Origin of the sequence: Marinobacter sp. SS21 (assembly GCF_028369065.1) — a bacterium.
In the GTDB taxonomy this organism is placed as follows: Bacteria; Pseudomonadota; Gammaproteobacteria; order Pseudomonadales; family Oleiphilaceae; genus Marinobacter.
This window is the reverse complement of record NZ_JAQNDA010000004.1, coordinates 200,933-216,138: the sequence shown is the minus strand read 5'-3', so window position 1 is coordinate 216,138 and position 15,206 is coordinate 200,933. Positions and strand designations below refer to the sequence as shown.

10 protein-coding genes are annotated in these 15,206 nt (G+C 61.5%); 4 read left to right on the top strand and 6 right to left on the bottom strand.

Features of this window, described 5'->3' with window-relative positions; translation table 11 throughout:
• Window positions 1-6 precede the first annotated feature (6 nt).
• Window positions 7-507, top strand: a complete 501-nt coding sequence (locus N6L25_RS07440) for an acyl-CoA thioesterase (protein WP_271979168.1) — start codon at window positions 7-9, stop codon at window positions 505-507.
• Window positions 508-631: 124 nt separating this feature from the next.
• On the opposite strand, the gene N6L25_RS07435 is transcribed toward N6L25_RS07440, so the two are convergent.
• The 3 genes from N6L25_RS07435 to N6L25_RS07425 all read right to left on the bottom strand — a co-directional run bounded on the left by N6L25_RS07435 (window position 632) and on the right by N6L25_RS07425 (window position 5,500).
• On the bottom strand, window positions 632-2,230 hold the full coding sequence (locus N6L25_RS07435) for an isocitrate lyase (protein ID WP_442915220.1): 1,599 nt from the start codon (window positions 2,228-2,230) through the stop codon (window positions 632-634).
• Window positions 2,231-2,539: 309 nt separating this feature from the next.
• Complete coding sequence (locus N6L25_RS07430; RefSeq protein WP_271979167.1) at window positions 2,540-4,480, bottom strand: CASTOR/POLLUX-related putative ion channel; 1,941 nt, start codon at window positions 4,478-4,480, stop codon at window positions 2,540-2,542.
• 99 nt (window positions 4,481-4,579) lie between these two features.
• Window positions 4,580-5,500 carry a lysophospholipid acyltransferase family protein gene (locus tag N6L25_RS07425; protein WP_271979166.1) on the bottom strand — a complete coding sequence of 307 codons (921 nt, stop codon included), beginning with the start codon at window positions 5,498-5,500 and terminating at the stop codon, window positions 4,580-4,582.
• A gap of 140 nt (window positions 5,501-5,640) precedes the next feature.
• Between N6L25_RS07425 and N6L25_RS07420 the strand changes: the two genes are divergently transcribed.
• Window positions 5,641-6,660, top strand: a complete 1,020-nt coding sequence (locus tag N6L25_RS07420; protein ID WP_271979165.1) for a ChaN family lipoprotein — start codon at window positions 5,641-5,643, stop codon at window positions 6,658-6,660.
• Between the two features lie 215 nt (window positions 6,661-6,875).
• Window positions 6,876-8,402, top strand: coding sequence for a flavin-containing monooxygenase (locus tag N6L25_RS07415; protein ID WP_271979164.1), 1,527 nt, complete (start codon window positions 6,876-6,878; stop codon window positions 8,400-8,402).
• A gap of 55 nt (window positions 8,403-8,457) precedes the next feature.
• Here the strand turns inward: N6L25_RS07415 and N6L25_RS07410 are convergent, their stop codons facing one another.
• Window positions 8,458-9,318: a DMT family transporter gene (locus N6L25_RS07410; protein WP_271979303.1), complete on the bottom strand. Its 861-nt coding sequence runs from the start codon at window positions 9,316-9,318 to the stop codon at window positions 8,458-8,460.
• A gap of 98 nt (window positions 9,319-9,416) precedes the next feature.
• Entirely contained in the window at window positions 9,417-9,941 is a 525-nt protein-coding gene (locus N6L25_RS07405; RefSeq protein WP_271979163.1) for a macro domain-containing protein, read from the bottom strand.
• Between the two features lie 158 nt (window positions 9,942-10,099).
• On the opposite strand from N6L25_RS07405, the gene N6L25_RS07400 reads away from it, so the two are divergent.
• Window positions 10,100-10,810: an SIMPL domain-containing protein gene (locus tag N6L25_RS07400; RefSeq protein WP_271979162.1), complete on the top strand. Its 711-nt coding sequence runs from the start codon at window positions 10,100-10,102 to the stop codon at window positions 10,808-10,810.
• Between the two features lie 11 nt (window positions 10,811-10,821).
• Here N6L25_RS07400 and N6L25_RS07395 read toward each other — a convergent pair whose 3' ends face one another.
• Window positions 10,822-15,177, bottom strand: a complete 4,356-nt coding sequence (locus tag N6L25_RS07395) for a CHASE domain-containing protein (protein WP_271979161.1) — start codon at window positions 15,175-15,177, stop codon at window positions 10,822-10,824.
• Window positions 15,178-15,206: the final 29 nt, after the last annotated feature.

The window sequence follows — 15,206 nt, the reverse complement described above, 5'->3', positions numbered from 1 at the left end:
GCCATCATGCTCACTGCCTCTGCAGCCCGCCCTGTGGCTGCTTCCGCGATCGACAACCACGTATACAAAGTGTTTCCGAACGATCTGAATTCCCATGAAACGGTCTTCGGCGGCATGATCATGGCCAAATGCGATCGCCTCGCCCTGGTGGTTGCCGAACGCCATTCCGGGTTCGTCTGCGTCACCGCAGCGGTGGACTCCATCCATTTCCGCGCTCCCGCCAAGGGCGGCGATACCTTGCTGTTCAGCCTGGCGCTGAATCGAGCCTGGGGATCGTCCATGGAAATTGGCGCCAAGGTGCTGGCGGAGAACAGCTACACCGGTGAAGTCCGCCACATCCTGTCGGCGTTCTTTACCTTTGTGGCGCTGGATGAAGCGGGTAAACCGGTGGACGTCCGCCCGGTGCTGGCCGAGACCGATGAACAGAAACGGCGCTATCGGGATGCCGAGGTGCGGCGTCAGGGCCGGCTGGCGACGCGGAAGAAGCTGGCTGCATCGAAGGCATAAGGTAAAGGCGGGAGTGGGGACAGAAAGGAATGCTGCCCTCGGCGGCGAATGCTTGCCCTGTTAAAAAGGAAAAAGGCGACCCCGTAGGGTCGCCTTTTTCGTCAACACTGAGTGTCGGTCGAGATTAAATGTTCTCGAACTGACCCATGGTGTTGTCTTTACCGCCCGCCTTCAGAGCCGCTTCGCCAGCGAAGAACTCTTTGTGGTCGTCACCGATGTTAGAACCAGCCATGTCCTGGTGCTTAACGGTAGCGATACCCTGACGGATTTCCTTACGCTGTACGCCCGCAACGTAGGCCAGCATGCCTTCGTCGCCGAAGTAACCTTTGGCCAGGTTGTCGGTAGACAGGGCCGCAGTGTGGTAAGTCGGCAGAGTGATCAGGTGGTGGAAGATACCTGCTTCACGGGAACCGTCACGCTGGAAGCTGGCGGTACGACGATCGGCTTCTTCAGCCAGCTCGGTCGCGTCGTAATCGGCGCTCATCAGGCGATCGCGATCGTAGGCAGATACGTCCTTGCCTTCTTCTTTCCACGCGTCGAATACCTGCTGACGGAAATTCAGGGTCCAGTTGAAGGACGGGCTGTTGTTGTACACCAGCTTGGCGTTGGGTACCACTTCACGGATGCGGTTAACCATGGCAGCGATCTGGCCAACGTGAGGCTTCTCAGTCTCGATCCACAGCAGGTCAGCACCGTTCTGCAGGCTGGCAATACAGTCCATAACAACACGGTCTTCACCAGAGCCGGCTTTGAACTGGAACAGGCCAGAAGCCAGACGCTTCGGACGAACCAGCTTGCCGTTCTGCTTGATTACAACGTCGCCGTTGGCGATGTCTTCAGCGCTGTCGATGACGTCGCCGTCGATGAAGCTGTTGTACTGGTCGCCCAGGTCGCCCGGCTCGTTGGTCACGGCGATCTGCTTGGTCAGGCCAGCACCCAGGGAGTCGGTACGGGCAACGATGACACCGTCGTCAACACCCAGCTCCAGGAACGCCAGACGAACAGCGTTGATCTTGGCCAGGAAGTCGGCGTGAGGAACGGTTACTTTACCGTCCTGGTGGCCACACTGCTTCTCGTCGGATACCTGGTTCTCGATCTGGATACAGCAAGCACCGGCTTCGATCATCTGCTTGGCCAGCAGGTAAGTCGCTTCGGCGTTACCGAAACCAGCGTCGATGTCCGCGATGATGGGCACAACGTGAGTTTCGTGGTTGTCGATCGCAGCTTCGATTTCCTTGGCCTTGGCAGCGTCGCCAGCGTTCTGGGCGGCTTCCAGGTTACGGAACAGGTGGTTCAGTTCCCAGGAGTCAGCCTGACGCAGGAAGGTGTACAGTTCGCCGATCAGACCGGATACGGAAGTCTTCTCGTGCATGGACTGGTCAGGCAGCGGACCGAACTGGGAACGCAGGGCGGCAACCATCCAGCCAGACAGGTACAGGTAACGACGCTTGGTGCTACCGAAATGCTTCTTGATAGAGATCAGCTTCTGCTGACCGATGAAGCCGTGCCAGCAGCCCAGAGACTGGGTGTACTGAGCGGTATCGGCGTCGTAGGCAGCCATGTCTTCGCGCATGATCTTGGCGGTGTACTTGGCGATGTCCAGACCGGTCTTGAACTGGTTCTGGGCGCGCATGCGGGCGGCATGCTCAGGCTTGATGCTGGCCCAGGTCGGGTTTTGCTTGATCAATGATGCGATGGCATCAACGTCGCTTGCGTATGGCATGATCTCAGTCCTGTCTCGATAGGTTTGAGGTACTGCGTCGAGTGCTGCCGGACGAATCCGGACACCCATTCTTGACGACGTAACGCCCACTCAAAAAATTAAACCGGGCGCTGACGTTGGCGGTTACTTTAGTTGCTCAGAATTTATAATTGAAATTTATATTATCTATTTTCAGCATTTTTCTTATGAATAAAGGTAACCGCCACCGACTGCCCCTGCTAAGTGCTTGAGATTGACAGCAATGTTCGGCGCCGAACCACTCAGCGAGCCTCGAACAGCTCCGGATCGCCCCCGACATGCACCGAATCCCTAGGTCAGGGCCAGCACCACCAACCGATCGCCCGGCTCCAGGTCCAGAGGTTCGTCGCGGGGCGGATTGAGCCGCAGTCGGCGACCTCGCGCGTCAGGCTGGCGCCGGTATAACCCCAGGGCCAGCTCGCCGTTGTCGGCCACCGCCTGTTCCAGGCGCTGGAAATCGGCATCTGCTGGCAGGGTATAGCCGTCCGGGTCGCGAAACTGGAACTCGGCCCCACCGGCGGTAAACAGCTCATCCAAGGCCCAGCGCAGCTCCCGGCGCAAGGCCACCTGGGCCAGCACGTGGCTCATGACCATCGGACTGACGATCGTCTCGCCCTGGTGCACGCCGAGCAGGTGCTGGTTGTCGGGATCACTCAATTCCAGAATCACCTGGGGTCTGCGCTGGGCCGACATGAGCAGTTCCTCCAGTTGGAGGTAGCCCACCATCGCTCGAGCGTCCGCCTCTTCGCCGCTAGCCAGCCGATCGCTACTGAGCAGCAGGATGGTGTCATAGTCCCACGGCTTCAGCCGCCTGAGGGCGCCCTCCACCATGTAGTCCGCTTCCAGGTGCCGGACCTGGGCATGGTGAAGCTCACCGGTATCCCGCTGAATGATCCGCTCCCGTTCGGCGGTGGGCATCACCGACACCAGATCAAGCTCAAACTGACGATGGGCGTAGCTATCAAACTCCGCCACCAGCGCGGGCACCTTGCGCCCCCAGCCCAGCACCAGAACCCGATGCCTTATCGCCGTCTGGGCACAGGGTGCGACGGCGGCCGGTACCACCATCGCCAACGGCGCCCCATGGCTGTTGGCTTCGGTATCATCATAGCCGCGGGCCATCATCACCAATCGGTCCGCGGGCGCGATGGTCAGTCCCGGCGACCCCAGCAGGCAGGCTTGCCAGCCGTTCCCTGCCGGGCGCAGCAACCCCAGAACAATCGCAGCGGGGCGCTGACTCGCCACTTCCCCCAGGGTGAGCCCTGCCAGGGGCTCGCCGCTGCGGATGTAAAGTTCGTTGCCTTCACCGGCGGTCAGCAGCTCGTTGTAGAGTTCGGACAGACCCGGGTGCAGGCAGTTCTGTACGATCAGGCGGCTGATGGTGCTATCCCCCGCCACCACTTCCACGGCCCCGGGATAAGCCCGTTCGATCACCGCACGCTTGCGCAGATCCTGGATTTCCGCCACTACGAACGGCAGCGACGTGTTCAGCTGCCGCGCCTGGGCGGCGATTGAGAGCAACGCCTTGACGGTCTCAACGTCGGCGGAAACCAGACTCTCAGAACCATAGGCCGCGCTGGGTATGATCACCGCGGCCGCCTGCAGACAGGCCACCCGGTGCAGCGCCTCTGGCTGGATCGCCAATCCGGATCGCAGGATGATCTGCCGGACTTTGCTGCCAATACCCTCCTGATTCCGCAACGCTAGCATCTGGTTTGCGGAAACCTCAGCCGCCAGCACCACTAACCGCAACCGGCGTGTGTCGTGTTGTTCGAGAAAGCGCCGCATGCGACGGGAGGAGCCCAGCAGTTCCGACAACAACGGCAGGGTCAGCGAGGTCCAGCCCAGCACCACCACATGGTGTTTCAGCGACACCGGAGTCAATCCCCGCTCCAGGTCGTTCATCACCGCAATCAACCAGCGCGTCAGGATCGCCACCAGGGCACCAAGGAAGACGACGTAGCCGCTCACCGTGAGCAAGGTCGACACAAACCGCTGCCAATTCCCGCTGTCATCCCCCAGATAACCGGGATCGGTCAGCCGCAGAAAGGCCCACCAGATCGCGGCGCCCAGATCATCAAACGGTTCTCCCAACGGCGCCACCAGCAAGCCGCCAATGACCGAGATCAAACCAATCAGCAACGCCACCACCAGCAGCTGGAAGGCGGCCCCCTTGACGAACTGGCGTTCAATAAAAAACTTGAGACGGTCAACAAAGCGCAACGGCAGCATAGCGCGGCCACTCCCTGGTCCAGATTAGTCCGAGTCGACGCGCCCCGCCCAGTCCCGTGAGCGCCCGTTTCCCATGTAGCACGCCGGTGCAGCGGGGCCTCAGTAGATGGCGTCAGCGCCTGCTGGACGGGTTTTGAAGCGCTTGTGCAGCCAAAGGTATTGATCCGGGAACTGACGCACGGTGTCTTCGATAAAACGGTTCCAGCGCTGGGCGTCCTGGTGGGGGCAGCGACCGAAATCGTCGAGAATGGGCGAAAACGCCACCCGGTAACCACCGCAGGGCTTGCGCACATGACTGACGCACAACACGGTGGCGCCGGATTCGCGGGCGATGAAGGTGGGGGTGCTGATACAACCGGTCTCGACACCGAAAAAGGTAGCGAACACATCGGTCTTTTTGCCGAAATCCTGATCACAGCCATACCAGACCTGACCGCCCTCAGCCAGGAAAGCCATCATTTCCCGGAGTTGGCGCTTGGTAAACGGCTGGATGTCGAAATGCCTGCGACGGCCACGCTCGATCATACGGTCGATCACCGCGCTGTTGTTGGGCCGGTACATGTAGCCGGGCTTGCTGAGGTATTGCCCCACCAGAGGTAATGCCAGGTCCAGAATGCTGTAGTGACCGCCGATCATCAGCACCCCCCGGTTGCGGGCCATTGCCTCCCGGAGATGCTCCAACCCCTGCACCTCCACCTGGCGCTGACGCTCCCCCAGATCGCCCCACCAGGCATCCAGGCTCTCAAACATACCTCGGGTACAGGAAACGAAACTCTGCGTCACCAGCTGGGCACGTTTGTCGTCGGAGAGTTGAGGCATGCAGGCCTGCAGATTGGCGTCCACCACGCGGGCACGGCTAGACAGCCGGCGGCTCAGCCACCGTCCGATCCCCTCACCGCAACGGCGTTTGCACGACGCCGGTAACCGGGACAGTAAAAACAGCAGTGACACCACACACCAGGACGGCCAGTAGGCCGGGTGCCAAAGGGCTCGGTTTGAGGGCGGCTTTCGTTTGCTCATTGCCAGACTACCTGTAAGACTTCATGTATCGACCGCCGGCATCACCGGGCGGATAACTGCGGGAACCGAGGGTGACACAAAAGCCCGGGCAAGGACAGCCATCCAGGCGCTCAACCCCGGTTCGCCTGCCGAGGCAAGCCATGACCCGATTGATACTGACGCTGACCATCGCCCTGTCCGGCTGCAGCCTGAAGCCTACCCCCTCCGCCATTACCCCTCCCAGCAGCCTGTATGACAGCCCGTTGCTGGACGCCTCCAGTCAACAACCGCTGACCCAGGCCCAGCTTGTCGAGCAACTGGCGGACGACGACGTGGTGATCATCGGCGAGTACCACGGTCATCAGGCCGCCCACCTGTTGCAAGCACGGTTGCAACAGGCACTCTACCAGCAGCGTCCCAACCAGGTGCTGACGATGGAACAGTTTACGGTGGCGGACCAGGCCGCGCTGGACCGGTATCTGCAGGATGCAATCGGGGAAACCGAGTTGATCGAAGACGCCAACGCCTGGGCCAACTACCGCGCCTCTTATCGGCCATTGGTGGAATTCGCCAAACAACACCAACGACCGGTAATTGCCACCAACGCACCCCAGCCGATCGTCCGATGCCTGGCCCGCCATGGCCTGGCGTATCTCGCCGGGTTACCGGAGGCGCAGCGCGAGCGCCTCACTGTGCTTCCGCTGGTGGGCAGCGAGGCCTATCGGCAACGATTCATCGAGGCCATCGGCGGCAGCCACGGTGACGACAACCATCAAGCCGGAAACCGCCAAGACGCCTACCATGCCGCACGCCTGCAGAACAGCTATACGGCGCAACTGCTGCGGGACAACACCATGGCCACACAGATAGCCAAGGCCCTGGACCGTCACCCCGGCGCCCAGGTGCTGCACCTCACCGGTGCCTTTCACAGCGATTACCACCAAGGCACCGTCGCCGCGCTACGCGCACTCCATCCGGAATTGGCCATTACCGTGATCAGTCCGGTGTTCTGGCCTGTTGAGGACGATCAACGGCCCGTCAGAGCCTCCCCTGCCCAAGGTGACATCCTGTACTTTATCTTGCCGCTACCCAAGGAATACCGTGACCCTGAGCGACAGCGGCAGGCGTTGAGGCAGCAGTTTGACCATCCGACTGCCACCTGCGACACAGCCGCGCTGTGATCCGCATTCACACCGTCGAAGCCCGGCTGTCAACTATGATCTTTTTGGCGCCTGCGGACACGATTCTCGGTCAATGTCCGCGTTTCAGCAGTAGCGTAGTGTAAGAATCAAACGGAGGCCTGCGGGCCTCGGCAAAGCGCAAACGGCTCAGCTTTGTCGACGGCACCCAAGAGGTCGTAACACAGCCTTCGCTAACCACAAGAAAGGGGCGAACCATGAGCGAACAACATTTTGATGTCCTGATTATCGGCGCCGGTGTTTCCGGGGTCGGTATGGCCTGCCACCTGACCAAGGACTGCCCCAGCAAGAGCTACGCCATCCTGGAACGACGCCACGACCTTGGCGGTACCTGGGACCTGTTCCGGTACCCGGGCATTCGCTCAGATTCCGACATGTACACCTTTGGCTACAACTTCCGCCCCTGGACCGGCGGTAAGGTGCTGGCCGATGGTCCGGCCATCAAGAACTACGTTCGGGAGACCGCCGAGGCCTACGGTGTCACCGACAATATCCGCTTCGGAACCGCCGTCAAGGAAGCGAACTGGTCCAGTGATGACAAGCTATGGCAGGTGACCGCCGTAAACGAGGATACCGGCGAGGAGCAGACCTTCACCGCCAAGTACCTGACCGGCTGCACCGGCTACTACAACTACGACGCCGGCTACAAACCCCAGTTCACCGATGAGGACAAGTTCAAGGGACGGGTGATCCATCCCCAGCACTGGCCGGAGGACCTGGAGTACGAAGGCAAGCGTATTGTGGTGATCGGCAGTGGCGCCACCGCCATCACCCTGGTTCCGACCATGGCCGAAAAGGCGGAGCATGTGACCATGCTGCAACGCTCCCCGAGCTACCTGATGCCACTGCCGTCCACCGACCTGGTGACGGTGGGACTGCAAAAAGTGCTGCCCGACAAGCTCGCCTACCGCATCACCCGGGGCCGCAACATCACCATCGCCCGCGCCCTGTTCGAGCGTTCCCGTCGAAGCCCGAAGGCCATGCGGCGGTTGCTGTTGAGCATTGTTCGTCAGCAGGTGGGCAAGAACGTTGACATGCGCCATTTCTCCCCGAGCTACAATCCCTGGGACCAGCGACTGTGCGTGGTGAAGGACGGTGACCTGTTCAAGGCGGTGAAATCCGGTAAGGCGTCCATGGCCACCGACCACATCGACCGCTTCACCGAGAACGGCATCCTGCTGAAATCCGGTCAGGAGCTGGAAGCAGATATCGTCATCACCGCCACCGGGCTGGACATCCAGATGCTGGGAGGCCTGGAAGCGAAAATCGACGGCGAGTCGATTGTGATGAGGGACAAGCTGATGTACAAGAACGTCATGGTGGATGATGTGCCCAACGCCGCCATGATCTTCGGCTACACCAACATTTCCTGGACCCTGAAGGCGGACATCGCGGCCGAATACTTCTGCCGCCTGATCAACCACATGGACAAGCACGGCTACGACGTCGCGATTCCGCGGGACACCGAAAACAGCGCCACCGAGGACACCATGCTCGGCGCCCTGGATTCCGGCTACGTTCTGCGCGCCAATGACCGTCTGCCCCGCCAGGGTAGCCACGGCCCCTGGAAGAGCAACCAGAACTACCTGGAAGACCTCAAAATCCTGCGTTTCGATCCGATCGAGGACGGCTACCTGGAGTTCGACGGCATCCGGCGCGTTGGCAAGGCCGCCCGCAAGGCTGGCCTGATGGCGCCACTGCGCACGGCACTGTTTGGCGCCTAGGCGCCGTCCCCGGGGGCCGGGCACTGCCTGGCCCCCGCTGCCCTCCGACGCGGGCTCAGCCCCGACTCCTCGCTGGCGTCAGCCGCTTGCCCACAATCACCAGGGCTATCCCCCCCAGAATCGCGCTGCCGGCCACGACCAGTCTCAACGTTAATGCTTCCCCCAACAACAGGATGCCACCGACCGCTGCGATCACCGGCACACTGAGCTGAACCGTGGCGGCGGTGGTGGACTGCAACAACGGCAATGCGGCGTACCAGATGGCATAGCCAATACCCGACGCCAGTGCCCCGGAGGCCACGGCCAGCACCGCGCCCGCCCCGTCCAGGCGAGCCTGTGGCAATAACACCAGGCTCACCAGTAGTGCCATCGGCACCGCCCGCAGGAAATTCCCGGCGGTTGCCTGCAGCGGGTCGCCGGCGCCCTTGGCCCGAAGTGAGTACACGCCCCAGGACGCCCCGGCGGCCAACATCAAAGCCGCGCTGACCGGCGGTGGCGCCGACAGCCCCGGCAACAACAGCCCAGTCAGGCCGACGAACGCCACCAGTATGCCCAGCCACTGCCAACGCTGGGGCCGGTCGCCGCGGACCACACCCAGCGCAATCATCGTCGCCTGCACCGCGCCAAACAGCAACAGCGCCCCCATCGCCGTGGACAACCCGCCGTAGGCAAACGAAAACGCAATGGCATAGACGAACAACGCCAACGCCGACCACCAGGAGCCCGCCTTGAGATCGCGACGAGTCCGCTGCAACCGCATCAGCAACGCCAGCACCAGGGCCCCGGAGACTATCCGGATAAAGGTAAAACTGGCGGCATCGATGTCTGTGTCTCTCAACGCCGCCCGACACAACAGAGAGTTACCGGCAAAGGCGACCATTGCCAGGACCGTAAGCAGGGCTGTGCGCAGACTGATCAAGACAGTACCTTCCTATCCAAATTCCCTATCTCCGCCGAGCTTAGACGGTAGCGCTGACCGCCTCTATCCTGCGCAGGTACCCATTGCCGCCGACTTTAGTCGACTCCGCCTTCCTCCAGCGCCCGCTGGAACTGTTGGCGGTCCTCGTCACTGAATAACACGAACCGGACCAGGCGGACCGAGCGCAACGAGGCCGAGCTCTCCCGAACCGCCGCCAGGGCCACGGCGGCGGCTTCCCTCACCGGGTAACCGAAGACGCCGGTGGAAATGGCGGGGAACGCCACTGAAGCGAGCCCCTGGTTATCTGCCAGTCGCAAGGCCTGGCGAAAGCAGTCGGCCAGCAATTGAGCCGAAGGCTCATCCTGGCCATACACCGGTCCCAGACAATGGATGACATGGCGATTGGGCAGGTTATGCGCGCCGGTGATCACCGCTTGCCCAGGCTGGATCGGCGCCAACGGCTGGCACTCCCGGGCCAATCCGGGGCCGGCGACTCGATGAATGGCGCCGGCGACGCCGCCACCGGGCATCAACAGGCCATTGGCCGCGTTAACCACCGCATCCACATCCGGTTGTTGGGTGATGTCCCCCTGAATGCATTCGATACGCAGTGCCGTCATATCCACCTCCGCGCCGTCAGATTGAGACTTCCTTCCTAGCATGGCACAGATAGTCGCCGAGGTTAGCGGCAGACTCTCTTTGGTGTCGCAGGCGGCACTTGACGATGGCCACCAGATTGGCAATGTTGAAGGATCTTACTCAGGAACAGGACCCTGACATGAAACTGCTGCCCACCATCATCCTCGCCACCGCCCTGGTCGTCTCCGCCTGTCTGATCATGGAGGGGCTGACAGATCTTCGCACCGGTGATCGTTATGTCACCGTCAAGGGTGTGGCGGAGCGGGAGGTACAGGCAGATCTGGCGTTGTGGCCATTACGTTTCGTCGCCACCGGCAGTTCACTGGCGGAAGCCCAGGCGTCGGCACGGGCCAGCAGGGACGCCATCATGGCCTTTCTCAAACTGCAGGCCATTGCTACCGACAGCGTGGAGCTGCAGCGCCTGGATGTCGCCGATAGCCAGGCCACCCCCTACCAGAACGCCACCAGCCAGCAGCGTTTTATCATCCGGCAGACACTGATGGTGCGCAGCGAAGACATCGCCAGAATTCAGCAAGCCGCCCAGGGGATCAGTGAACTGGTGGACTCCGGCGTCGCCCTGTCGGCGGAGTACGGCGCCAGCGGACCCACCTACCTGTTCAAGAGCCTGAATCGCATCAAGCCGGCCATGATTGCCGAGGCCACCACCGCGGCCCGGGAAGCCGCCCAGCAGTTCGCCCAGGACGCCGACACCAGCCTGGGCAGGCTAAGGCGCGCCAATCAGGGCGTGTTCCAGATTCTACCGCGGGATCAGGCGCCCGGCGTGCTGGAAGGCCAGCAGCCGGTCAAGACCGTTCGCGTGGTGGCCACCGTGGAATATTACCTGGATTGAGCCGGCGCCATTCATGACATCGCCTCCTGTGCCTGCAGCCAGTGCCGCAGGGCCGTGACGAACGCGTTGTATTCCGCTCGCAACGCCTGCCACTGCTCCTCCAGCTCCTGATCCGCGCCTGCGTTGAGGTTATGTTCCAGCTCCAGGCTGAGGCTGGTGAGACGCTTGGCTCCGATACTGCCCAGCAGCCCGCGGAGGTTGTGCAGCGCCAACGCCGACTGCTCCGTCTGGCCGCTCTGCCAGTCGGCAAAGGCTTGTTCAACCGGTGCCTCGTCTCGGTCCACAATATTACGAACAATCAGCACCACCGCCTTGCGTGGCCCCTCCTGGTCGCCCACTGAGGCCATCAACCGGTCCAGCGGCGCCAGCAGACCTTCGGCCTGCGCTGCGCCGGCTTGGGACGCCGAAACCGGTGCTGGCCGGGAGTGCCCGGACAGATACTGCTGAATGGTCTCTAGCATCTGGGCCTGGACGATGGGTTTGGCAATGAAATCGTCCATCCCCGCCTGCAAACAGTTTTGCCGTTCGGACTCCAGCACCCCCGCAGTCATGGCCAGGACCGGCAGCCGCAGCTGCAGCTCATCCCGAATCAACCGGGTGGCGGTAAGCCCATCCATCACCGGCATCTGCACATCCATCAACACCATATCGAAGCGATCATCATCCTCCCGAAGCAGAGCCAGTGCCTGTTTACCATTTTCGGCCACGACCACCTCGGCTCCGGCGCCATCCAGAAAATTCTTGGCGACAATCTGGTTGAGCTCGTTATCCTCCACCAGCAACAGGCGGGCGCCCGCGAGCGGCAGAGACACGTTCGTCTCCACCTCGCCAGCCTTGGCTTCGGTGGTAACCGCTTGCATCACCTCATGGAGCTTGTCGAACAACCGGGAACTGGTCACCGGTTTGACCAGCATTGCGTTCACGCCCTCCGGCAATTGGTCATCGGCCTCGGGATCATGCTCATGAGGCGCGATCAGTGCCACCACCACCAGCTCGGGATTACTCGAAACCTCACGCAATTCCCGTAACAACCTCTGACGTTCCGGCGTGTCTGGCAACCAGTCCAGCAGCAGGACCTGATAGCTTTCCTGGGATGCGCCCGCCTGCCGCATCAATGGGGAGGCGGTGGTCACCGATGCCGCTGTATCCAACTGCCAGCCCCAGCCTTGCAAGGTGCGGGACAGGTAATCCCGGCTGATGGCGTTTTCATCCACCAGCAATACCTTGAGATTTTCCAGACTGCGGGGCAGCGACTTCATCCTGCCCTGAGCCCGAACCTCAAGCGGCAGCTGCATGGCGAAGCAACTTCCCTGGCCAGGTTCGCTTTGCACCTCAATGGAGCCGTCCATCAGGGTTGCCAGCTGCCGGGAAATGGCGAGCCCCAACCCGGTACCACCAAACCGCCGGGTCATCGAGGAATCCGCTTGGGTGAACGCGGTGAACAGGTTCTGCTGCTGATCTTCCGTCATGCCGATTCCGGAATCCTTGACGCTGAATCGCAGAGTAACCTGCTGGCCATGGCGGTCCGTGACCTCGATCAGCAGCGCCACTTCTCCCGCTTCGGTAAACTTGATGGCGTTGGAAACCAGGTTGAGCAGTACCTGCCGGATACGCAGTTCGTCACCGATCAGGTCTCGCGGCACGTCCGGCTCCACGCCAATGGTGGGCTCCAGCGCTTTCTTGCTGGCGCCAATCATCATCACCGTCGCCAGGCTGTTGACCAGTTCGTCGAGATCGAAGGGCACCGGCTCGATGTCCAACCGGCCCGCCTCGATCTTCGAAAAATCGAGGATGTCATTGATGATATCCATCAGCGAACGACCTGCGGATTGGATCATCTCCAGGTACTGGCGCTGGTCGCCGGTCATTGGCGTCTTGGCGAGAATTTGGGTCATCCCCAACACGGCGTTCATCGGCGTCCGAATCTCGTGACTCATATTGGCCACAAATTCACTCTTCGACCGACTCGCCTGCTCGGCCTCTTCCCGGGCCTGCTGCAGTCGTTCCTCTGCCAGCCGGTGTTCGGTAATATCCCGCAGGATCACCCCGATACAGTCCTCACCGTCACTGGACCAGTGGGACAAGGAATACTCAGCGGGAAATGCCAGACCCGAATGATCCAGGCACTCGGTCTGTACGCTGTCCAGCCGGCTGAGCGATTCATCCCGGTTTCGGATGGCGGATAGCGCGGTCAGCATGGCGCGGCGGTGAGCCGGGGCAAACAAACTCTCGATGCGACGGCCGATCAACGCCTGCTCGGTCTCGCCAAAATACTCGCTGGCAGCCCGGTTTACGGAGGTGATCCGGCCCTGGTCATCAATGATAAAAATGGCTTCATTGGCATTGCTGGCCAAGGAGGAAAACTTCTGTTCGGACTGATGCAATGCGGAGGTAAGCTCCTCGGCCAACGTCAGGGCTCGGGATCGGGTCAGTACCAACGCCCGGATAAAGGAAAACAGCAGGAAGCTGATCAGTACCCCACTGACCAGGATAATCTGCGATTTCTGCTGATCGAGAGCATTGGTGAAGGCCGGTAGCGACTGCAACTGCAACGTCCAGGTGTGGTCGATGAACTCCACCGGCAAGGTGGTCTCAAATGGCTGGATCAAATGCGGAGTCCCAGACGGCTGGACCTCGCTCTGGTACATAAGGGCCTCCGCCGTTGGCGTCTGGCCGTCGAATATGGTCACCGCCACCTGCGGGAACTGGTCACCGAGGATTCCGGACATCAGGTCCGCCATCCGAAACGGACTGTAGACCACACCAAACATCCGTTCGCGTCGCTCCGCAAGCGTGGTCGGCACTTCGCCACCCTCATAGAACGGCAGATAGATCAAAAATCCGGCCTGAACGCCGACCGCAGTCTCCTGCACCAGGGTAATCTTGTCCGAAACCGAAGCGCGCCCGGAATCCCGGGCTCGAGCCAGGGCATTGCGACGCAAGGCTTCGGAGAACATGTCGTAGCCATGGGCGCGCTGGTTGCGCCAGTCGAACGGCTCCAGATAGGCAATCGCCACATAGGCGTCCCGCTGGCCACTGGGTTTCACGGCAAACTCCGGGAAGCCTTCCTGTCGAATGATGTCCTCAAAAGCTTCTTTCGCCGACTCATCACTCAGGTAACGGGCGAAACCAACGCCCTGGATTCCCGGATAGTTCTCGGTTAAGGCCAACTCCTCGACAAATCGCCGCCACTCGTCGCGAGTGACCCGTTCCGAGGCCCGGAACAAACCGATGCCGCCCCGCAACACCTGCTCATAGTCTCGCATCCGGTCAGCGATGCGGGCACGGACGGTTTCCGCCAGAAAATCGAACTGTTCGGCGCCCTTCTCCTGGGCGGTATCCAACGCCGCCCGCCACATCAGGGTGGTCACCCCCAGGGCAAGGACCAGTACCGCCCAGGGCACCAGGGTTTCCCGCCGCTTCAGCCCCCCTTTGCTGCTGCGTTCCTGCAGGTCTGCCGCGAGCACCAGGCCGGCGCAAACCCACAGTGCGATAAAGGCATCCAGCGCCACCAGGGAGGCATTGACCCCGCCAAACACGAAGGGGCCACTGCCACCAATGGTGGATGCCATGGCCACACTGGCCACCCCAAGGCTGCAGGCCGTCACGCCGTGCAAACCAAACACGTAGGCGGCATAGGCCAGCGTGGGGACAAACAGGAAGGTCAGCAGGCGCGCATCCAGCACATCACCACCGGCATAGCCGAACACCAGGTAGCACAGCAGGGCCACGATCACGGCCAGAGTGCCGACATGCAGCAAAGACCGGCCGCCACTGGGTGTTTCCGGAAGATTACGCCAAACCAATACCATCGGCGTGACCACCAGCATGCCGACGCAGTCACCCAACCACCAGGTGCTGAAGACGCCCTGCAGCGCGGTCAGCGGAGCAAACCCGAAGCCCACCAGGGTGGCGGAGCCAATGCCGGCACTGAGGCTACCGGCCAGGGCCACCACCAGCAGGAAGCGAAATACGGTGGAAACACGGTGAAACCCGGTAGCGACGTGCAGGGACGAACGAATCAGCCAAGCGCCGACCACCGCCTCCAGGGTGTTACCGACTGCGATGAACAACGAGGCAAGCCCCTGTAACTGCCAGCCGTCGGCGTCGATGCCGAAACTCACGACATTAACCAGCATCGCACCGATGGTAATCGCCGGCCACATCCTGAGGCCACCCAGCAGCAAGGCGGCCAGGGCGATACCGGAAGCCGGCCAAACCGGTGACACGTTGGTGGTTTCGAAGGCGAGCTTGAGACCGAAATACCCGGCGACGAAATACACCAGGGTGACAGCCAGGCCAATCAGTAAGGCCTTGCCGGGTTCAACGGGGGAGCCGGCCTTGCGCTGGGTCGTCAGCACATCCATAGATCTTGGGTCCTTGCTTGGTCGAGCAC

Bases quoted from the DNA above. Each gene is read 5' to 3' on its own strand.
- N6L25_RS07440 (WP_271979168.1), top strand. From the start codon at position 7: ATGCTCACTGCCTCTGCAGCCCGCCCTGTGGCTGCTTCCGCGATCGAC.
- N6L25_RS07435 (WP_442915220.1), bottom strand. From the start codon at position 2,230: ATGCCATACGCAAGCGACGTTGATGCCATCGCATCATTGATCAAGCAA.
- N6L25_RS07430 (WP_271979167.1), bottom strand. From the start codon at position 4,480: ATGCTGCCGTTGCGCTTTGTTGACCGTCTCAAGTTTTTTATTGAACGC.
- N6L25_RS07425 (WP_271979166.1), bottom strand. From the start codon at position 5,500: ATGAGCAAACGAAAGCCGCCCTCAAACCGAGCCCTTTGGCACCCGGCC.
- N6L25_RS07420 (WP_271979165.1), top strand. From the start codon at position 5,641: ATGACCCGATTGATACTGACGCTGACCATCGCCCTGTCCGGCTGCAGC.
- N6L25_RS07415 (WP_271979164.1), top strand. From the start codon at position 6,876: ATGAGCGAACAACATTTTGATGTCCTGATTATCGGCGCCGGTGTTTCC.
- N6L25_RS07405 (WP_271979163.1), bottom strand. From the start codon at position 9,941: ATGACGGCACTGCGTATCGAATGCATTCAGGGGGACATCACCCAACAA.
- N6L25_RS07400 (WP_271979162.1), top strand. From the start codon at position 10,100: ATGAAACTGCTGCCCACCATCATCCTCGCCACCGCCCTGGTCGTCTCC.
- N6L25_RS07395 (WP_271979161.1), bottom strand. From the start codon at position 15,177: ATGGATGTGCTGACGACCCAGCGCAAGGCCGGCTCCCCCGTTGAACCC.